Source organism: Methanoculleus sp. SDB (assembly GCA_001412355.1).
In the GTDB taxonomy this organism is placed as follows: Archaea; Halobacteriota; Methanomicrobia; order Methanomicrobiales; family Methanomicrobiaceae; genus LKUD01.
Genome location: LKUD01000063.1, coordinates 1 through 16,643, shown reverse-complemented (window position 1 = coordinate 16,643; position 16,643 = coordinate 1). Strand labels below are relative to the sequence as shown.

Below are 16,643 nucleotides of genomic sequence, written 5' to 3'. Positions count from 1 at the left end.
TGCTCCGGCCGTGGGAACCGACGACGATGAGGGAGACACGCTCCGCATCTGCAATCCGCACGATCTCGGTTGCGGGAATGCCGTCGATAAGACGGGGCGTCACCGCAAGTCCCGCATCCTCAAGGGCGAGCCTGATGTCGTTCATCTCCCGGCGGGCGTTCTCCCGCATGAACCGGATCACTTCCGCCTCGTAGTCCCCCTCCCGGTCAAGGAATCCCGACGGCTGCGAGAGCACGACATTCACGTCCCGCTCGTCGATCACATGCAGGAGGACAACATGCGTGCACCCGGCATCCTTCAGCCGGCGAACATAGTCGAGCGCCCGGGCGGACGTCCCGGAAAAGTCCGTGGCAAAGAGTATCCTGTCAAAGAGCATGGTAACATTCCACGATAAAACGGGTCGTCCGCAAGAACCATAAGCCCTTGGGGGGATACCTGAAGAGTACCGGCCGGATTTTTCACGATGCGATCGGAAACAGAGGGAGGCTGAGATTGGGCATGCAACAGGACACCGAACCACGGGCCGAAGACTACGACGACCTCGCCGCCCGCACAATTCCCGACTTCGATCTCTTCTACGCAACCGTTGCGGATGCACTCCCGGAAACGTGCGAAAAGGTGCTCGAGCTCGGGTGCGGCACCGGCATCCTCACCGCACGGATACGCAACGCTTACCCCGCCGCGGCGGTAACCTGCATCGACAGCTCTCCGGCGATGCTCGCCGTCGCCCGCGAAAAACCTGAGCTGGAAGTCGTCTCTTTTATCGGGGGTGATATCAGGGGTCCGTGGCCCGCTGGCCCCTACGACGCCGTGGTGAGTGCCTTCTGTCTCATCGCACTTGACCCGGAGGAACGGCAGGCGACGATCACGCGGGCATATGACGTGCTTCGCCCCGGCGGCGTCTTCGTCACCGGCTGCGTCTTCAGGCCCGAAAGAAGGGAAGAGGAGATGCAGTTCATCGCCGACTGGGAGAGGTTCATGCGGAATGCCGGCCTCGACGCCGCGGAGATCAGACGAGAGCTGACATCATGGGACGGTGCCCGGGGACGAATTCCCACCCGGGAGATGTTTCTGACAATGCTGGAGGCCGCGGGCTTCGGACGGATCCGGTGGCCGTATTTAAAAGGGCTGTACGGCGTCGTGGTCGCAGAACGCTGAGCAGGGAGCACCGGGCGCAGCCGTTCCTTCCCCGGGGCGTGAGAAAGATGGAAGGGAGCACGCTGCGGGGCGATGTAATGGATACAGCGCTGTTTCATCCGTATCTGAGGGCCTCCTTGCCTGCGAACATAGATATTTACCCTTCCCAAAAAGAGAAGTACTGCAAACAGGCACCCTGACAGCTGCTCAGCCGGGAATTCGGGCCCGGCAACCGGTTTCAAACAGGCAGTCTTTTCAGGTGTGCTTTCGAAAAATTGTGGAAGCGGGAGTTAGATACGATGTGCATCGCAGTGCCGGCTGAAGTGCTGGAAATAAAAGAGGGAAATATCGGCGTCGTCGACTACGGTGACCTGCAGCAGGAAGTTCGCCTGGATCTCGTTGATGTCGAGGTAGGGGAATTTGTCCTTGTCCACGTGGGATTTGCCATCCAGAAACTGAGCAGGGAAGAGGCGCTCCAGACCCGCGAGATCTTCCGGCAGGTCTACGCTGCGATGGAGGAGTAATGCACGAGTACAGCATCGCATACGATATCTATGCGACGGCTCGCCGTGCCGCCCTCGAACACGGGGCAACCGAAGTCAAGAAAGTGTACGTGGACGTCGGCGAGATGTCTATGATCAATCCCGAGCAGGTCGTATTCCTTTTCGGAACATTCGGCGAAGAGGATCATCTCTTTGCGGAAACAGTCCTCGAATGCCGGAATGTTCCGGCAGAAACACGCTGCGACTGCGGCTATGAGGGAACAGAACGCTATGTCTGTCCCGTATGCGGAAAACTCCCCCATATTACCCGGGGACAGGAAATTGTCGTTACCAACATTGAAATAGAAGTGGATGAAGCATGAAAGTCAATCTGATGCACGGCGCCGGCGGGGAGGTAATGGGCGAACTGCTCGGGACACTCACCCGGTTTTCCCACAATAACGCCGGAGGTATCGGCCTCGAAGCACTGGACGACGGCGCGGTATTCCCTCTCGGCGGGCAGAATATCGTGTTCACCACGGACTCCCATGTCGTGAAGCCGATCTTTTTCCCGGGAGGCGATATCGGGCGCATCGCGGTATCCGGCACGATCAATGACCTCGCAATGATGGGGGGGCGGCCTATCGCGCTCTCCTGCGGCATGCTCATCGAAGAGGGGTTCGAGGTGGCCGATCTGGAGCGTATCGTCGCCTCGATGGACGAAGCGCTCGGTGAGTGCGGGGCGGCGCTCGTGACCGGCGATACGAAGGTGCTGGAGAAGGGGGCGCTTGACGGCATTGCCATCAACACGGCGGGTATCGGGGTAGCCGCACGTCCGGTGAGGGACAGCGGCCTTCGTCCGGGCGACGTGATCATCGTCAGCGGAACACTGGGCGATCACGGCCTCGCCATCATGGCGCACCGGGAAGGGTTTGATCTCGGCGAACAGATCCTCTCCGATGTCGCCCCCCTCTGGACGCTTGTCGAGCAGGCACTTGCCGCGGGTGATATTCACGCCATGAAAGACCCGACCCGGGGCGGATTTGCCAATGCCATCAACGAAATGGCACGAAAGAGCGGTGTCGGCATCAGGATCCGGGAGGAGGCGCTCCCGATCCGGCGAAGTGTCAGATCGGCCGGGGAAATGCTCGGCATCGATCCCCTTGACGTGGCAAACGAGGGGAAGGTGGTGATGGGAGTCGACGCCGGTGACGCTCCTGCAATCCTGCAGGCGCTCCGCAGCCACCGGTACGGCAGGGACGCCGTCATCGTCGGAACCGTCACCGAAGGCCGGCATGTCATCATGGAGACCGCAATCGGCGGGGAGCGGTTCATCGAACCGCCGGTGGGCGATCCTGTCCCGCGGGTCTGCTGACGGGCGGGACGGCGGCGTTCTGCCGGGGCGAACCGGACCACACCTTTTTTACGGAGGAAAACTCCATGCGACACGGAGAGCAGATGGCAGGGGCCGGACGATTCGACATACGGCAGGTGGCGTCATGGGATGTCGGGGACATCGCCGACCTCTACCGGGAAGGGGGATGGTGGTGCGAGGAGTGGGATCCCGGCGCCCTGCAGGCCCTCATCGCGGGTAGTTTCTCATTTGTCGTCGCGGTTGATCGCGAAACCGGACGGGCTGTCGGCATGGGCCGGGTGATCTCGGACGGCATTTCGGATGCGTATGTTCAGGATCTCGTCGTCCGTGCCGCCTGCCGCGGACAGGGAATCGGAGAGAGAATTCTCTCCCTGCTCGTCAGTACCTGCACGGACGCGGGCATCTCGTGGATTGCTCTGATTGCAGAGCCTGAAACCGAAAGCTTTTACCGTTCCCGCGGATTTTTGGTGATGGAAGGATACACGCCAATGAAATTTGGCGGAGATGACGATGCATGCTCACAGTAAGCGACTTTACACCCGTAACCCTCTCCGACCGCGGCACATTCATCCGCCATTACCGGAAATATCTCCAGGAGCATAGTGACAATGCATTCACCAACATGGTCTGCTGGAATCACTATGCCGATTACCGGTTCGCGCAGGTAAAAAATTCCATCATTATTTCCAGCACCGTGGATGGCCAGACATCATTCCGGACTCCCATCGGGCCGCGGGATCCCGGGTTGCTCAGGGAGGTCCTCCGCCTCGCCGCAGCGGAAGGAGGGGAGAATCCCTTCTATATCTTCGGTTCCGCGGCAAAAGAATGGGTGGCGAGCCAGTATCCGGCGATGACGCTGTACCCGGACAGGGATTATTACGACTATGTCTATGCAACGGCCGATCTTGCCCGGCTCCCGGGAAAGAAATATCTCTCGATACGCCGCCAGCTCAATAAATTCAGGAAGAACTGCGACTACCGGATCGAATCCGTCACCCGGGGAAACATCGGCGATCTCTATGAATTCCTTCTGAAATGGTGCGAATGGAAACATTGCGACGAAACACCGGTACTTGCGCATGAAAAAGCCGCGGTGCTCTATGCAATGGACCATTTCTTCGACCTGGAACTCTCGGCGGCCGTCTTCCGTGTCGGGGGGAAAATCGCCGGCATGGCGATGTTCGACGAACTGAACCCTGAAACAGCCGTCGTTCATTTCGAAAAGGGTCTTCCCGACTGCGAGGGTGTCTACAAGGGAATCAATCAGGAGACGGCACATCTCCTGTTTGATCGCTACCGCTACATCAACAGGGAATCGGACCTTGGCGTGCCGGGGCTGCGTGAGGCGAAACTGCGATACCATCCCGATCATCTTGTCGAGGTCTGGTATGCAAAAAAAGATGAAATCCGGATCTGATATGAACATACGGGAGAGACCGGACGTCGTGCCGGAACCGGTGTGAGAGTCATGAAATCCGTAGCCGATCTGTTGATGAAAAATGTAGCGATTCCCGGAGGGCGCATCGCCGATATCGCCATCCGGGACGGGATTGTCGGCCACGTAGGTGCGGGCCTCCGGGCGGAAACCATCATCGATGCGACCGGATTTCTCTGCCTCCCGGGAGGCGTTGACATGCATGTGCACATGCGTGGCGGCGTGCAGGCGCAGAAGGAGACATGGGCAACCGGCACCAGGAGTGCACTGGCAGGGGGCGTGACGGTCGTCATCGACCAGCCGAACCAGTTACCGCCGGTGGCCGACATTCCGACGCTAAAAGCCAGGATCAGGGAAGCAAAACAGGAATCGCTCTGCAACTTCGGGATCAACGGAAGCGTCTCGCGCGATGCAGATATCGAAGGGATGTGGCGAGCCGGTGTGACGGCCTTCGGCGAAACATTCGCCGCACCATCCAGCTACGGGGAAGCCATCGGCCACACCGAGCTCGCTTCCCTGCTCGGAAGGATCCGACGCCTCGGCGGACTGGCGACCATCCATGCGGAGGACGTGCTCATCGGCATGGACGACTCGCTGTCCGCCCACAATGCGCTCCGCCCCGGAACAGGTGAAGCGCAGACGGTCGCCCGCATCGGGGCACTGGCACCGGACGGCATGGCGCTTCACTACTGCCATCTCTCCTGCATCCACTCGATCGACGTGGCCGCGGGTTCCGTCGAAGTGACTCCCCATCACCTCTTCCTCTCCTACGAGATGTTCGATGATGACGACGGGCGCGCAAAAGTCAATCCGCCGCTCAGGCGGGAGAAGGCACGGAGCAAGGTATGGTCGCGATGGGACCGGATCGACGTCGTCGCCTCCGATCATGCGCCGCACACCCTCCCCGAGAAATCCGTGGCCTTTGCCGATGCGCCCTCCGGCATTCCCGGTGTCGAAACCATGATCCCCCTGCTGCTTGCCGCCGTGCTGGAGGGCCGGATTTCGCTTGCATCTCTGATAGACAAGACGTCGTATACGCCCTGCAGGCTGCTGGGCATTCCATGCGCCGGATTTGTTCCGGGAGTGCGGGCGGATTTCGCACTGTTCCCCCGAAAAAAGGATCGCGTCGATCCCGACGCGCTTCACAGCAGGGCGGGGTGGACGCCGTACGAGGGAATGGAGGCGGTCTTTCCCGCGCAGGTGATTATGAACGGCGGGATCGCCTACCATGACGGCGAATTTACGGGTTCTCCCGGTACCTGGGTACCGGGGCGTGGTTATATGGGGGATCAATCCCAGATATGATATGCCGATACAGCGCACCACATAGGTCCCCGGGCGATCGATTGACAGGTGTCTGGAGATGAACCATGGGACAACCCGGGTGCGCGACAGGCACGCCCGGCAGGGTAAAAACGGGTGAAGGACGGCACCATGCCACTTGTGATCCCTGTTTGTTAATGCCGGGCGACATTCATTTTGGGATTCGCGGACATGACCGACAACTCTCTTGCCGATGCACTCTCCGAAGCCGAAAGAGGCGTCATCCTCACCGTCGAAGTATCCGCCGGTGCAAAAAAAGAGCAGTTTCCCGCAGGATACAACGAGTGGCGACGATCGATCCAGTGTCATGTCAGGGCCCCTCCGATCGGGGGAAAGGCGAACACGGCGGTCATCAGGTGCGTATCCGCGGCCACCGGCATTCCAAAACGCGACATCTCGATTGTCAGCGGCGCCACCTCTCCGGTGAAGAGGATCCTGATCACCGGCATCAGCCGTGCCGACCTGCTTGCACGACTGTCGCCGCCTGGCTGAGCAAGGAACGGCCCACCCGTGCCGGGTGACCGGGCAGGCGGATGAAACGCCGAAAATAGCCTGTTTTTCCTTCCGGAGCATGTGCCGTGCATTTGTTTATATAATTGCACAAATAATAGACACGTGCCTTATGTACAGGTTTATTCATATTCTCAGGCTCATGAATACTGGCATGTGTAAACCTGGAGGTGATATTACATGTATTCACCGGAAACTACCAAATATCTTATTCATATGTACCTTGAAGCAGAGGGGGTGGTCGAGAAATCTGATGTAGTTGGCGCCATCTTTGGCCAGACTGAAGGATTACTCGGCGAAGACCTGGATCTGCGGGATCTCCAGCGGACAGGCAGGGTGGGACGGATAGACGTCCAGACAACCAGCAGGAAGGGGGAGACAAAAGGAGAGATTTTAATCTCTTCCTCGCTCGACAAGGCCGAAACGGCACTCCTCTCCGCATCGCTTGAGACCATCGACCGCGTCGGCCCCTGCAACGCACGGGTATCGGTTGAACGGATCGAAGATATCCGCATCACGAAACGGAGAAAGATACTGGAACGGGCGAAGGAACTCCTGCTCGAACAGTTCGATGAGGGAACGATAAACTCGAACGAACTGCTTGACATCGTCCGCGAATACACGCGGATCGAGAAAGTCGCCAGTATCGGGGAGGAAAAACTTCCGGCCGGGCCGAACGTCATGGACTCGGACGCCATCATCGTGGTTGAAGGGCGTGCGGATGTCATCAATCTGCTTCGGTACGGCATCAAGAATGCCGTGGCGGTGGAAGGGACCAATGTACCCGATACCATCATCTCGCTCTGCGAAAGCAAGACGGCCACCGCCTTTCTCGACGGTGACCGCGGAGGCGACCTGATACTCTCCGAACTTCTGCAGGTGACGGATATCGATTTTGTGGCATTTGCCCGGCGTGGGAGGAGTGTCGAGGCGATGTCGCGGAAGGAGATCATCAAGGCGCTCCGGAATAAAGTGCCGGTCGAATTCATCGCCGACGTGAAAAGGGAAGGGGAACCGGAAAAAACCGCCCGGCGCCCCGCGATTCCGCCGGTCGTACCGGTGGGAGAGGATGTCAGGCTGGAGAGTCGGGGAGAAGAGAAGGAAACGGCACGAACGGGTGAAGAATCCCGGGCGGAAGTCCATACGCTCAGAGACCACTTCATCGAGGTGGAAGGGCACCATATTGCCCGGTTTCTCTCCCCCGAGTACACCGTAATCCGCGAGTCGGCCGCAGAAGACGTCGAACAGGAGATCCCGGGAATTGAAGGCGATGTGTCCGGGATTGTCATCGATTCGGTGGTGGACCAGCGGATGCTCGATTTGATCGCGGGAAAGGGAATGGAGTATGTCGCAGCACGCGATTTCACAGGAATTATAAAAAAACCGGTATCCACACGGCTTCTGAGGATAATTTAAATCTGTGCCAAGCATATGTATTTATACACATTTTTCTCAGTTTAAGAAAGGAGGACGAAGATACCATGCACAAGGAAGAACTGATCACCCTTCACCAGGTAATGGCGGAAATCAAGGACTTTTTTGAAAATAAAAACCCGAAATCGTCTTTTTCTGACTATTATTCCCTGAAAGTGGAGCCGAACCAGCTCCATAAAAGTAAAATGGAACACAAACATGCCATTTTTGTGCTTGGTCAGGAAATTGCCGAGGCAATGAAAGAAGTCGAGTATTCGGCATCCGCGAGGATCGCGGCACGGATGAAAGAACTCGCCCAGAAAACGCAAAAAGAAATCGAATACATTCATTAATCTTTTTTTTACCGGTTAGTTCCCTGTTCAGCGTTTTGCATACTCCGATTCCCGTTCCATCAGAAATTCCGCGAGATACGAAGGGATCGGGACACCCATGCAGTGCCAGTTCGGCGTGCCGTTTACCTCGAGGACGGTATAGTCCCCGCCCCGGAGAAGCAGATCCACACCGCAGTAGTCGATCCCGACGGCACCCGCCGCATCGGCGGCGATGGCAGCCATCGCCGGATCGATCTCCACCGGCCTGCCGTGTCCCCCCTGATGGATATTGTGGGCGAACGAGTCCGACTGCCGCACAATCGCACCGCGGGCCGTCCCGTCGATAACAAAGACCCTGAAGTCACGATCGTTTTCGATGTACTCCTGCAGGTACCAGGGCGGCTCCCCGAGTTCCTCTACCCGGGTGAAGGGAAAAATGCCGTTCCCATCGTAGCCGTACATCGGCTTGTAGACAGCCCTCCCGGTGCGGGACAGAAATGCAGCGGCTTTCGCGGCCTGTGTCGTGAAAATTGTCTCCGGTGTCGGCACGCCGTTCTTCATCAGAAGCGCTGTCGTACGCGCCTTGCTTGCACAGGTTGCAATCGCATCGGGCGTATTGACGACGAGGTTGTCAAGCGACAGCACATTGAGTATCTCAAAATACGAACTCTCCTGCTTCATGCCGCACACCCAGATCACATCCCCGGAGATACCGGAGTGAAGCGGTTCGGTGCTGTCCAGATCGAGGACCGAGCAGGCGGCCCCGCGCCGCCTGAGCTCTTCCATCACCGCACCGGTCGAGTCGTCGCCGGGTGTATCGGTGGGTTTTCTGATGATTCGTATCATGAAAAGAGCCTCTGTACAGAGAGTTGTCTGTTCGCCTAAAAAAGCCTGTATATCGGTTCACGGTACGGCCGGCGATCTGAACACTTATATCCGCGGATGCCAAAGTGACGTTGCATGAGATACTTCCAGTCCCCGGAAACCGGACTTTCGTTTTCATCGGTCATCCCTGCCGTCGAACGTGCGTTTGAGAACCATTGCGAAGGCGAGGTGCAGATGCCCCCGAAAGTCTACGTGACATTCCCGAAGGGCGATTTCAGGACTATGCCGGCATATATTCCTGCCCTCGACATTGCGGGTGTCAAGATCGTCAATGTGCACCCCGACAACAGGACCGCGGGGCTGCCGACGGTGATGGCGCTGACGGTCATCCTCGATATCGATACGGGACAGCCTGTTGCGCTCCTCAACGCAACACGGCTCACCGATATGCGGACCGGGGCGGCGGGAGCGGTAGCGGCAAAGTATCTTGCCCCGAAACACGATATCGTGCTCGGCCTGATCGGAAGCGGACGTCAGGCAGAGGCGCAACTGGAAGCCGTCTCGGAGGTGTGCGCAATCCAGGAGATCAGGGTCTGGTCGAGAGACGAGAAAAACGCGCAGGCGCTTCTCTCCCGGTACCCGCAGTACGAGGGAAGTACCGGCAGCCCCGAAACCGTCTGTGACTGCGACGTGCTCTGCACGACCACACCGTCACGCACTCCGATCATCCGGGACAGCTGGATACGCGAGGGCACGCACATCAACGCCATCGGCGCCGACGCCCCCGGCAAGCAGGAGCTCGATCCGGCAATCCTGCTCCGCGCCGGCGTATTTATCGACGATTACGAGCAGGCAACACATTCCGGGGAGATCAACGTTGCGGTATCACAGGGCATATTCGACCCGGCACGGATCCGGGGGACGCTCGGTGAAGTCGTCTGCGGGAGGGTCGGCCGGAAGAACCGAACCGAGATCACCGTCTTCGATTCGACGGGGCTCGCACTGCAGGACCTTGCCATTGCCAAAATTGCGATGGAGGAGAACGGGGGAGTCGATCTCACTTTCCCCTGACCGTCGCCTCTGACGAAGGCGGAAGCGGACGCGAATACTTTTTCCAGACCTCTTCGCGATACACCGGTCCGCTGTTGTACGTGCAGAAGGGAATCATTCGTCCGTCCGGCGTCGCATAATGGATACAGCACCGCTGGACCCGCTCCAGATCATAATTAAACCGGTCCATGAAATGCATGGTTCCGATAAAGAGTGCGTTCCAGTGGAAATCCTTCAGGGCCGTGAAATCGTGGTTGATAAGAGTCTGGCCGAGCAGCTTCCAGAACTGCGAGGCGGCTCCCGGCTCCGCTTTTTTCACCGAGTTATGCATATTTTTCACGCCGTCAACGAGCGTCAATGCCTTATTGAACGACCCCCCCTTTTCCATATTATGCGCCATGGTGCTGACGGCCTGGAAAAATCCGTCAACGTCAATCATCCGGTTGATTGGCGTCAGCCCGTTTTCCGTCACAAACGCGTAGGTTGCCGCCCCGCAATGCTGGTGGGTGGTAAAACAGATCTGTGGTTTGCCCGTATACGCCTTGACGAGATCGGAAAAGGGCGTGATGCAGGGCACAGGGTAAAAATAGTCTTTCCGGATAATCCCGTCAGTCTGCTCCTCGATAGAGTCGGCCAGCTCGGGGATGGTAATCCGCTGCTCCATGACGTCCTTCTCCGATGCTGCGCCGGTGAAAGCAACCGGCTGGAAGTTGACTCCGCGGACAACATCGATATGCTTCGCTGCATACCGGATGATGTCACCTGCTTCGTGGTCGTTCATTCCCCGGATCATTGTCGGCACGAGCACGACGCCGAGCCCGATTGCAGAACATTTCTCCACGGCCCGTGTGCTGACGGCAAGGATCGGATTCGTCTCGCGTGTGACCCCGTCAAAATGCAGGTATACGGTGCTGAGCCCTGCATTTTTCAAATCCAATGCGAAATCAGGGTCGCGGGCAATTCTCACGCCGTTCGTGGCGATCTGCACCTGCGAAAAACCCAGCTCCTTCGCTTTACGGATCAGATCCGCAACATCATCCCGCAGGGTCGGCTCCCCGCCGGAGAACTGGACCGCAGGAGGAGGGACGGGTTTCTGCATCCGTGCACGGCGCATCATGTCGACGATCTGGTCGAAATCGGGTTCATACAGGTATCCGCAGGCACGGGCATTCGCAAAGCAGAAATCACAATTGAGGTTGCACCGGTTCGTCAGGTCAATATTGACAAGAAGCGTCCCTGAACGGTGATTGCTGCATATGCCACAGGAACCGGGACAGTCCCCGGGGCTGGCGATGACCTGCGGATTCTCCACGCCCCGTCCGATGGCCTCATAGGCATCGAAACGACGGTACATTGCCGCATCGGACCAGTAGAGATCCCGAAACGGCCCGTGTTCGGGACATGTACGGGCAATCCAGATTTTCCCGTCCTCTTCCATGATATCGGCAGAAAGAACCCTTTTGCATACAGGACACAGACTTTTCGTCGTTTTCACCGGCATTGTCAACACACGACCGAATGATAGTGATTATACTGCGATTCAGAACGTTAATCTTTACATCATCCCTCGATAATACTCATACTGGCGATTGATATTATTGATAGTGCTCTTATTATATCTTCGTTGTTCACAGCGGTGTGGGTGATGATCCCCGCATACGTCCCGAATCCTGTCGCAGCTGTCATTGGTGGCGGCACTCCCATCGATCACGGGCGGACGCTTGCCGACGGCAGGCGGATGTTCGGTGACGGAAAGACATACCGGGGATTTTTCGGGGGGATTGCCGCCGGGATCTGTACAGGCTTGGTTTTGCTGTATACGGAGACAATGCTGGGCCTATCGGTGCATACAGTTCTCTCGGTTGTTCTTCTTGCCACCGGGGCACTTCTGGGGGATCTCGTAAAAAGTTTTATAAAACGCCGCCTCGGAAAAGACCGGGGAGAGAAATGGCGGCTGGCAGACCAGTACGATCTGGTGGCGGGAGCGCTCCTGCTGACGGCGGCATGCGACCCCGGCTGGCTAGCGGCTCACATAACCCCGCTCGTGCTCGTCAGTATCCTTGTGATCACCCCGCTTCTGCACAGGGGGGCAAATATTATCGGTTATCTCACCGGAGTTAAGGATGTACCATGGTAAGCAGGATCACACAGCTTCTCGTTGATTTCGGTGCCATCGAATTCGGAGAGTTTACCCTGGCTTCCGGTGCCCGGAGCCGGTATTATATCGACATCAAAACGGCTGCCACCCGCCCCGAACTCCTCGGACCGATCGGTGAGGAGATCGCTGCCAATAATGCCTTCGATGTCGTTGCAGGCGTCGCCGTGGGCGCAGTGCCGATTGCCGTGGCGACATCGCTCGCCAGCCGCAAACCTTATGCGATAATCCGCCAGCAGGAGAAGGGTCACGGCAAATCGGGGGCGGTCATCGGTAATGTTTCCGGAAAAAATGTTCTTCTGGTCGAGGATGTGACCACATCGGGCGGCAGCGTCATCTACGGTGTCGAAAAACTGCGTGAGGCCGGTGCAACGGTCCAAAACGTTGTAACGGTCGTCGACCGGGAGCAGGGGGCGGCAGACGCCCTGAAACGCATCGGGATCGAACTCCGCCCGCTCGTCAGGGCGTCCGAGATCCTGAGCATATAAATACGTATTTTACTACCGGAGAGGATATATGGATATGAAAGTTCTTGTTGTGGGTGGTGGGGGCAGGGAGCATGCAATCACCACGGCACTGTCCCGCAACAGCGATGCAGATATCTATGCGGTAATGGGCAGGAAAAACCCGGGAATCGCCCGTCAGGCCCGGGAGATTTTTATCGGGAACGAGACGCTTACCGGACCCGTCACCGATTTCGCCCTTGCGAAGTGGATCGATGTTGCGGTCATCGGGCCCGAAGCGCCGCTCGAGGCGGGCCTCGTTGATGCCCTTGAACACGCAGGTATCCCCTGTGTCGGTCCGACGCGGGCGGCAGCCCGGCTTGAGACTGATAAGGCATTCTGCCGGATGATGATGGAAAGGCACGGTATCGCCGGATGCCCCCGGTACCGCGTATTCCATGCCGCCGACGAGGCTGTTGAATTTGTCGGGGATTTCGGCGGCGACCTCGCCATCAAGCCCATCGGTCTGACCGGAGGCAAAGGCGTCCGCATCATGGGTGAGCAGGTGGACAGGGAGAGCGCCATCGCCTATATTCGTGAGCTCGGCGGTCATGTCGTCCTTGAGGAGCGGCTTATCGGCGAGGAGTTTACCCTGCAGGCATTTGTCGACGGCACCCATCTCGTCCCCATGCCTCTCGTCCAGGATCACAAACGGGCCTACGAGGGTGACTCAGGGCCGAACACGGGAGGGATGGGATCCTATTCCCTGTCCGACCACGGACTCCCCTTTGTCACAACGGACGATTATGAAAAGGCGCTTACGATCATGACCGACGCCGTGTCGGGGATGGCACGCGAAGGCGTTCCGTACAGGGGAATACTCTACGGACAATTCATGAATACGGCAGAGGGGCCGAAAGTCATCGAATTCAACGCACGATTCGGTGATCCTGAGGCGATGAACGTTCTTTCGCTTCTGTCATCCGATTTTGTCGAGATCGCCTGCCGCCTGACCGAAGGCACACTTTCGGCATCCCATGTCGCATTTGCCGAAAAAGCAACGGTATGCAAGTATGTCGTCCCGGCGGGGTACCCGGAAAAGCCGCATGCCGGGGATCCCCTGCACCTCGGGGATACCGGGGAAGCGCATGTGTACTATGCAAACGTCGTGGAGGAAAACGGCGTGCTCCGTACCCAGACATCACGGTCTCTCGCTTTTGTGGGGCTCGGCGACACGCTTGACGAGGCGGAGAGAACGGCAGAATCGGCTGCATCGGCGGTATCGGGAAATGTGAGGCACCGCCGGGACATCGGCACCGGGGCAGTGCTCGAACGCCGGTGCGCTCATATGAGGGACCTTGTATGAAGCGTGACATTCTCTCCATCCTCGATCTTACCAAAAATGAACTCGACGACGTGATCGACATAGCGGGAGACCTCAAGAGGAAAAGAAAGAGGGGTGAAGATCATCCGCTGCTTCCGAAAAAGACCCTCGGGATGATATTTGAAAAAGCATCGACACGCACACGGATCTCATTTGAGGTAGGAATGGTCGAGCTCGGAGGCCATGCCCTCTTCCTGAATCCGGGCGACCTGCAGCTTGGGCGGGGAGAAGAGATGCGTGATACGGCGAGGGTACTGTCCCGGTACCTCTCGGGAATCATGATCCGCGCCTTCAGCCACCGGACCATCGAGGAGCTTGCACGCCATGCCGCGATTCCGGTTATCAACGGGCTCTCGGACAGGGAACACCCGTGCCAGATTCTCGCGGACATCCTGACGATGAAAGAGTGCTACGGGGACATATCCGATCTGACCGTCGCATGGATCGGGGACGGGAATAACGTCTGCAATTCGCTCATCCTCTCCTCCGCACGAACAGGCTACGAAGTCCGGGTCGCCACCCCGGAGCGGTACGCACCGCCGGCGGCCGTGCTTGCAGCGGCGAACGCCGCAGGTGCCCGCATTTCCCTTGCATCAACTCCCGAAGAGGCGGTTATGGATGCCGATGTGATCTATACCGACACCTGGGTGTCGATGGGGAACGAATCGGAGCGGGATGCACGAATCGCCTCTTTTTCGGGATACACGGTTGATGACGCACTGCTGCAGAAGGCATCGCCCGATGCGATCGTGATGCACTGCCTGCCCGCCCACCGGGGCGAAGAGATCACCGACGCCGTCATGGAAGGCCGAAAAAGCGTTGTCTGGGACCAGGCGGAAAACCGCCTGCACGCCCAGAAAGCGCTGCTTGTAAAACTGCTCTGAAAAAAAGAAGGGGGATTTTACTCTTCTCCGATAAATTCCTTCAGTTTTTGAAAAACCTGTTCCTGCACTTTTTCGATCACGTCTTTTTTCCCGCGAAATGCGAGCAGTTCACGCATATCGCCATCCATGTTGGCAAAATACATGCGCTCTTTCCGGTGGACGATCTCCACGTCGAAATTGTTGACGATATCCGCAATGATGGAACGCGGCGTCCCCGGCGGAATGATCATATCAAATGTCTCCTCTCCCATGCCTGTCACCTCACTTACCTGCCGATCCTGATTCTCCGGCCCATGATGCAGGGTCCGCCCCGCACGCCGCCGAGCGGCGCTTTCGGTTTCCCGAGCGAGTTCATGCACCGCCCCATCAGGGCGGCGCCGCGGGCCAGTCCGTCATCGACGAAGACCAGGTGATCAACGGGATTATCATAAAGCCCCCGTTCAGTTACTCCCTCGAGAATATAATCGGGCTTTCTTCCGGATATTGCCGCTCTCCCGGTGAACCCGATCGACGAGTTCGGCGGGACCATTCCCTGTTCGACCGTCACGTCAATAAGGCGGAGAGCCATCCGTGCACAGACCCTGTCGATCACCTCACCGAGAAGACCGAGACCGTAGTTCTCATAGATCTCAGCACCGATCTCATTAAGCTTGTCTGTTTCACTCCCGTTGGTTCCACAGTCGCAGCCGATGAGCGCCACCCCCGACTCCGCGGCAACGTCGGCACAGACGGGGACCCTGCCGAACCGCGTCCGGTCGGGAGGGACAAGCCTGATGTCGATATGCCGGTGGCTTCGTTCGACATAGTCGTCAACCAGCGACGCTTTCTTCCTAAACAGGCTCATGCCGGAGATGCTCCGGTCACCGAAGAGATCCAGCGCCGTCCCGGTGCCTGCCTGAACCGTGCCGGTGCCCCGCACGATTGCATCGGGAATCGCTCCTGCAAGGCCGCAGAAATTGCCGATAGTCTTCGCAAAGGGGTTCGGTGCATCGGAAGGAACATCGCTTGTGATCCGCCCGTCGAGCGTCGTGCCGAAATCGATTGAGACGCAGGGATTGCGAAAATCAACGGGCGTCCATTTTGCACCCTCCTTGATGCCGGCCATGGCGAGCTCGCCCTCCATCTCGTTTGCCACCATCTCCACACCGGACGACCCGACAGGGGGAACGACGCCTGCGACCGCACCGGTAAAGACCACCTTGTCTGCAAAACTGAATTCCTGAAGTTTCTGTGGCAGATTTTCCTTCGACATGGGCGGTGTCATTTTCCGCGGCGGAACACCGGCATCGAGACACCCGTTGGCCAGAGCAATGACAAAATCCCCGACCTGATCGGGGGAGTCCATCGCCGCCACGACGCCGGTGCTCCGCACAACGAAATCGAGATCTTTCTTGATGCTGAGATTCGCATCGCGATGGCACCGGATAAGGGTATCACGAACGAGATCTGTCACCGATTCCCGGGTCAGCTGAGTGCCGTCGAGCGTCTCGCCGAAGACCTCCTCTCCGGGCTTCGGGTGCCTGACATCCCTGCTCATGCTGACGGTCTTGTTCAGGACGTACGCCTTTCCCGTCTCAAGATTCGTCCCGGTGAGAATGCACTTCGTGGTGGTATTGCCCATTTCCACCGACGCTACGATAAAATATGGTTTGGTGAGATATTCCGGTGTTCTCATGCCGGCACCGTGGGACATAGAAGGAATGAGGGGGTTTTCCACAATATGGGGGGACGGCTTGAAAAAACGATCGAGAAAACGGGCGCACATGATCCATCGGTTTTTCGCGTAAATGATTAAATTTTTCTATTATGACTTATTTTCCGGTGAAACGGTGTACTCTTCCGGCGTATCCCGTACAGGAGGACACCGCACCTGCTCCCGGATAAAAAAAATTATT

The 16,643-nt window shown here is 57.8% G+C and carries 20 protein-coding genes; 15 read left to right on the top strand and 5 right to left on the bottom strand.

Annotated features, from left to right (window positions below):
• On the bottom strand, positions 1–376 hold a 376-nt coding region (locus tag APR53_00345), incomplete at its 3' end, for a hypothetical protein (protein ID KQC04042.1).
• 47 nt (positions 377–423) lie between these two features.
• On the opposite strand from APR53_00345, the gene APR53_00340 reads away from it, so the two are divergent.
• The 10 genes from APR53_00340 (at position 424) to APR53_00295 (ending at position 8,028) form a co-directional block, all read left to right on the top strand.
• Positions 424–1,158 (top strand): hypothetical protein, encoded by a 735-nt coding sequence (locus APR53_00340; protein KQC04041.1) that lies wholly within the window; start codon positions 424–426, stop codon positions 1,156–1,158.
• Between the two features lie 278 nt (positions 1,159–1,436).
• Complete coding sequence (locus APR53_00335; protein ID KQC04040.1) at positions 1,437–1,661, top strand: hydrogenase; 225 nt, start codon at positions 1,437–1,439, stop codon at positions 1,659–1,661.
• Positions 1,661–2,002, top strand: coding sequence for a hydrogenase expression protein (locus APR53_00330; protein ID KQC04039.1), 342 nt, complete (start codon positions 1,661–1,663; stop codon positions 2,000–2,002). The genes APR53_00335 and APR53_00330 overlap by 1 nt, the downstream gene beginning before the upstream one ends.
• Positions 1,999–2,994, top strand: a complete 996-nt coding sequence (locus tag APR53_00325) for a hydrogenase expression/formation protein HypE (GenBank protein KQC04038.1) — start codon at positions 1,999–2,001, stop codon at positions 2,992–2,994. Before APR53_00330 ends, APR53_00325 begins: the two co-directional genes overlap by 4 nt.
• 83 nt (positions 2,995–3,077) lie before the next feature.
• Positions 3,078–3,521, top strand: coding sequence for a GCN5 family acetyltransferase (locus APR53_00320; GenBank protein KQC04037.1), 444 nt, complete (start codon positions 3,078–3,080; stop codon positions 3,519–3,521).
• A complete protein-coding gene (locus APR53_00315) occupies positions 3,509–4,411 on the top strand; it encodes a hypothetical protein (protein ID KQC04036.1) in 903 nt (300 codons plus the stop codon). Before APR53_00320 ends, APR53_00315 begins: the two co-directional genes overlap by 13 nt.
• 51 nt (positions 4,412–4,462) lie before the next feature.
• Positions 4,463–5,734 carry a dihydroorotase gene (locus APR53_00310; protein KQC04035.1) on the top strand — a complete coding sequence of 424 codons (1,272 nt, stop codon included), beginning with the start codon at positions 4,463–4,465 and terminating at the stop codon, positions 5,732–5,734.
• A gap of 189 nt (positions 5,735–5,923) precedes the next feature.
• Entirely contained in the window at positions 5,924–6,244 is a 321-nt protein-coding gene (locus APR53_00305; GenBank protein KQC04043.1) for a hypothetical protein, read from the top strand.
• A 198-nt stretch (positions 6,245–6,442) separates the two neighbouring features.
• Positions 6,443–7,678, top strand: coding sequence for a DNA primase (locus APR53_00300; GenBank protein ID KQC04034.1), 1,236 nt, complete (start codon positions 6,443–6,445; stop codon positions 7,676–7,678).
• Between the two features lie 65 nt (positions 7,679–7,743).
• The gene (locus APR53_00295; protein ID KQC04033.1) at positions 7,744–8,028 is read left to right on the top strand and encodes a metal-binding protein; all 285 of its coding nucleotides are present in this window, start codon (positions 7,744–7,746) and stop codon (positions 8,026–8,028) included.
• Between the two features lie 27 nt (positions 8,029–8,055).
• On the opposite strand, the gene APR53_00290 is transcribed toward APR53_00295, so the two are convergent.
• Positions 8,056–8,853 carry a peptidase S6 gene (locus APR53_00290; GenBank protein KQC04032.1) on the bottom strand — a complete coding sequence of 266 codons (798 nt, stop codon included), beginning with the start codon at positions 8,851–8,853 and terminating at the stop codon, positions 8,056–8,058.
• 114 nt (positions 8,854–8,967) lie between these two features.
• On the opposite strand from APR53_00290, the gene APR53_00285 reads away from it, so the two are divergent.
• The gene (locus tag APR53_00285; protein KQC04031.1) at positions 8,968–9,903 is read left to right on the top strand and encodes an alanine dehydrogenase; all 936 of its coding nucleotides are present in this window, start codon (positions 8,968–8,970) and stop codon (positions 9,901–9,903) included.
• Here APR53_00285 and APR53_00280 read toward each other — a convergent pair.
• On the bottom strand, positions 9,890–11,383 hold the full coding sequence (locus APR53_00280) for a radical SAM protein (protein ID KQC04030.1): 1,494 nt from the start codon (positions 11,381–11,383) through the stop codon (positions 9,890–9,892). The two genes, APR53_00285 and APR53_00280, sit on opposite strands and share 14 nt — an antisense overlap.
• Before the next feature lie 144 nt (positions 11,384–11,527).
• On the opposite strand from APR53_00280, the gene APR53_00275 reads away from it, so the two are divergent.
• Genes APR53_00275 through APR53_00260 form a run of 4 tightly spaced genes read left to right on the top strand, consistent with a single transcriptional unit; the run spans position 11,528 to position 14,748 of the window.
• Positions 11,528–12,019, top strand: coding sequence for a hypothetical protein (locus tag APR53_00275; GenBank protein ID KQC04029.1), 492 nt, complete (start codon positions 11,528–11,530; stop codon positions 12,017–12,019).
• A complete protein-coding gene (locus APR53_00270; GenBank protein ID KQC04028.1) occupies positions 12,013–12,525 on the top strand; it encodes an orotate phosphoribosyltransferase in 513 nt (170 codons plus the stop codon). Before APR53_00275 ends, APR53_00270 begins: the two co-directional genes overlap by 7 nt.
• A gap of 28 nt (positions 12,526–12,553) precedes the next feature.
• Positions 12,554–13,846: a phosphoribosylamine--glycine ligase gene (locus APR53_00265; protein KQC04027.1), complete on the top strand. Its 1,293-nt coding sequence runs from the start codon at positions 12,554–12,556 to the stop codon at positions 13,844–13,846.
• Positions 13,843–14,748: an ornithine carbamoyltransferase gene (locus APR53_00260; protein ID KQC04026.1), complete on the top strand. Its 906-nt coding sequence runs from the start codon at positions 13,843–13,845 to the stop codon at positions 14,746–14,748. The genes APR53_00265 and APR53_00260 overlap by 4 nt, the downstream gene beginning before the upstream one ends.
• Positions 14,749–14,765: 17 nt before the next feature.
• On the opposite strand, the gene APR53_00255 is transcribed toward APR53_00260, so the two are convergent.
• Together APR53_00255 and APR53_00250 are read right to left on the bottom strand one after the other, a co-directional pair.
• Positions 14,766–14,999, bottom strand: coding sequence for a hypothetical protein (locus APR53_00255; GenBank protein KQC04025.1), 234 nt, complete (start codon positions 14,997–14,999; stop codon positions 14,766–14,768).
• A gap of 14 nt (positions 15,000–15,013) precedes the next feature.
• Positions 15,014–16,513: a hypothetical protein gene (locus tag APR53_00250; protein ID KQC04024.1), complete on the bottom strand. Its 1,500-nt coding sequence runs from the start codon at positions 16,511–16,513 to the stop codon at positions 15,014–15,016.
• Positions 16,514–16,643: the final 130 nt, after the last annotated feature.

Bases quoted from the DNA above. Each gene is read 5' to 3' on its own strand.
- APR53_00335 (KQC04040.1), top strand. From the start codon at position 1,437: ATGTGCATCGCAGTGCCGGCTGAAGTGCTGGAAATAAAAGAGGGAAAT.
- APR53_00330 (KQC04039.1), top strand. From the start codon at position 1,661: ATGCACGAGTACAGCATCGCATACGATATCTATGCGACGGCTCGCCGT.
- APR53_00325 (KQC04038.1), top strand. From the start codon at position 1,999: ATGAAAGTCAATCTGATGCACGGCGCCGGCGGGGAGGTAATGGGCGAA.
- APR53_00320 (KQC04037.1), top strand. From the start codon at position 3,078: ATGGCAGGGGCCGGACGATTCGACATACGGCAGGTGGCGTCATGGGAT.
- APR53_00315 (KQC04036.1), top strand. From the start codon at position 3,509: ATGCTCACAGTAAGCGACTTTACACCCGTAACCCTCTCCGACCGCGGC.
- APR53_00310 (KQC04035.1), top strand. From the start codon at position 4,463: ATGAAATCCGTAGCCGATCTGTTGATGAAAAATGTAGCGATTCCCGGA.
- APR53_00305 (KQC04043.1), top strand. From the start codon at position 5,924: ATGACCGACAACTCTCTTGCCGATGCACTCTCCGAAGCCGAAAGAGGC.
- APR53_00300 (KQC04034.1), top strand. From the start codon at position 6,443: ATGTATTCACCGGAAACTACCAAATATCTTATTCATATGTACCTTGAA.
- APR53_00295 (KQC04033.1), top strand. From the start codon at position 7,744: ATGCACAAGGAAGAACTGATCACCCTTCACCAGGTAATGGCGGAAATC.
- APR53_00290 (KQC04032.1), bottom strand. From the start codon at position 8,853: ATGATACGAATCATCAGAAAACCCACCGATACACCCGGCGACGACTCG.
- APR53_00285 (KQC04031.1), top strand. From the start codon at position 8,968: ATGAGATACTTCCAGTCCCCGGAAACCGGACTTTCGTTTTCATCGGTC.
- APR53_00280 (KQC04030.1), bottom strand. From the start codon at position 11,383: ATGCCGGTGAAAACGACGAAAAGTCTGTGTCCTGTATGCAAAAGGGTT.
- APR53_00275 (KQC04029.1), top strand. From the start codon at position 11,528: ATGATCCCCGCATACGTCCCGAATCCTGTCGCAGCTGTCATTGGTGGC.
- APR53_00270 (KQC04028.1), top strand. From the start codon at position 12,013: ATGGTAAGCAGGATCACACAGCTTCTCGTTGATTTCGGTGCCATCGAA.
- APR53_00265 (KQC04027.1), top strand. From the start codon at position 12,554: ATGGATATGAAAGTTCTTGTTGTGGGTGGTGGGGGCAGGGAGCATGCA.
- APR53_00260 (KQC04026.1), top strand. From the start codon at position 13,843: ATGAAGCGTGACATTCTCTCCATCCTCGATCTTACCAAAAATGAACTC.
- APR53_00255 (KQC04025.1), bottom strand. From the start codon at position 14,999: ATGGGAGAGGAGACATTTGATATGATCATTCCGCCGGGGACGCCGCGT.
- APR53_00250 (KQC04024.1), bottom strand. From the start codon at position 16,513: ATGTGCGCCCGTTTTCTCGATCGTTTTTTCAAGCCGTCCCCCCATATT.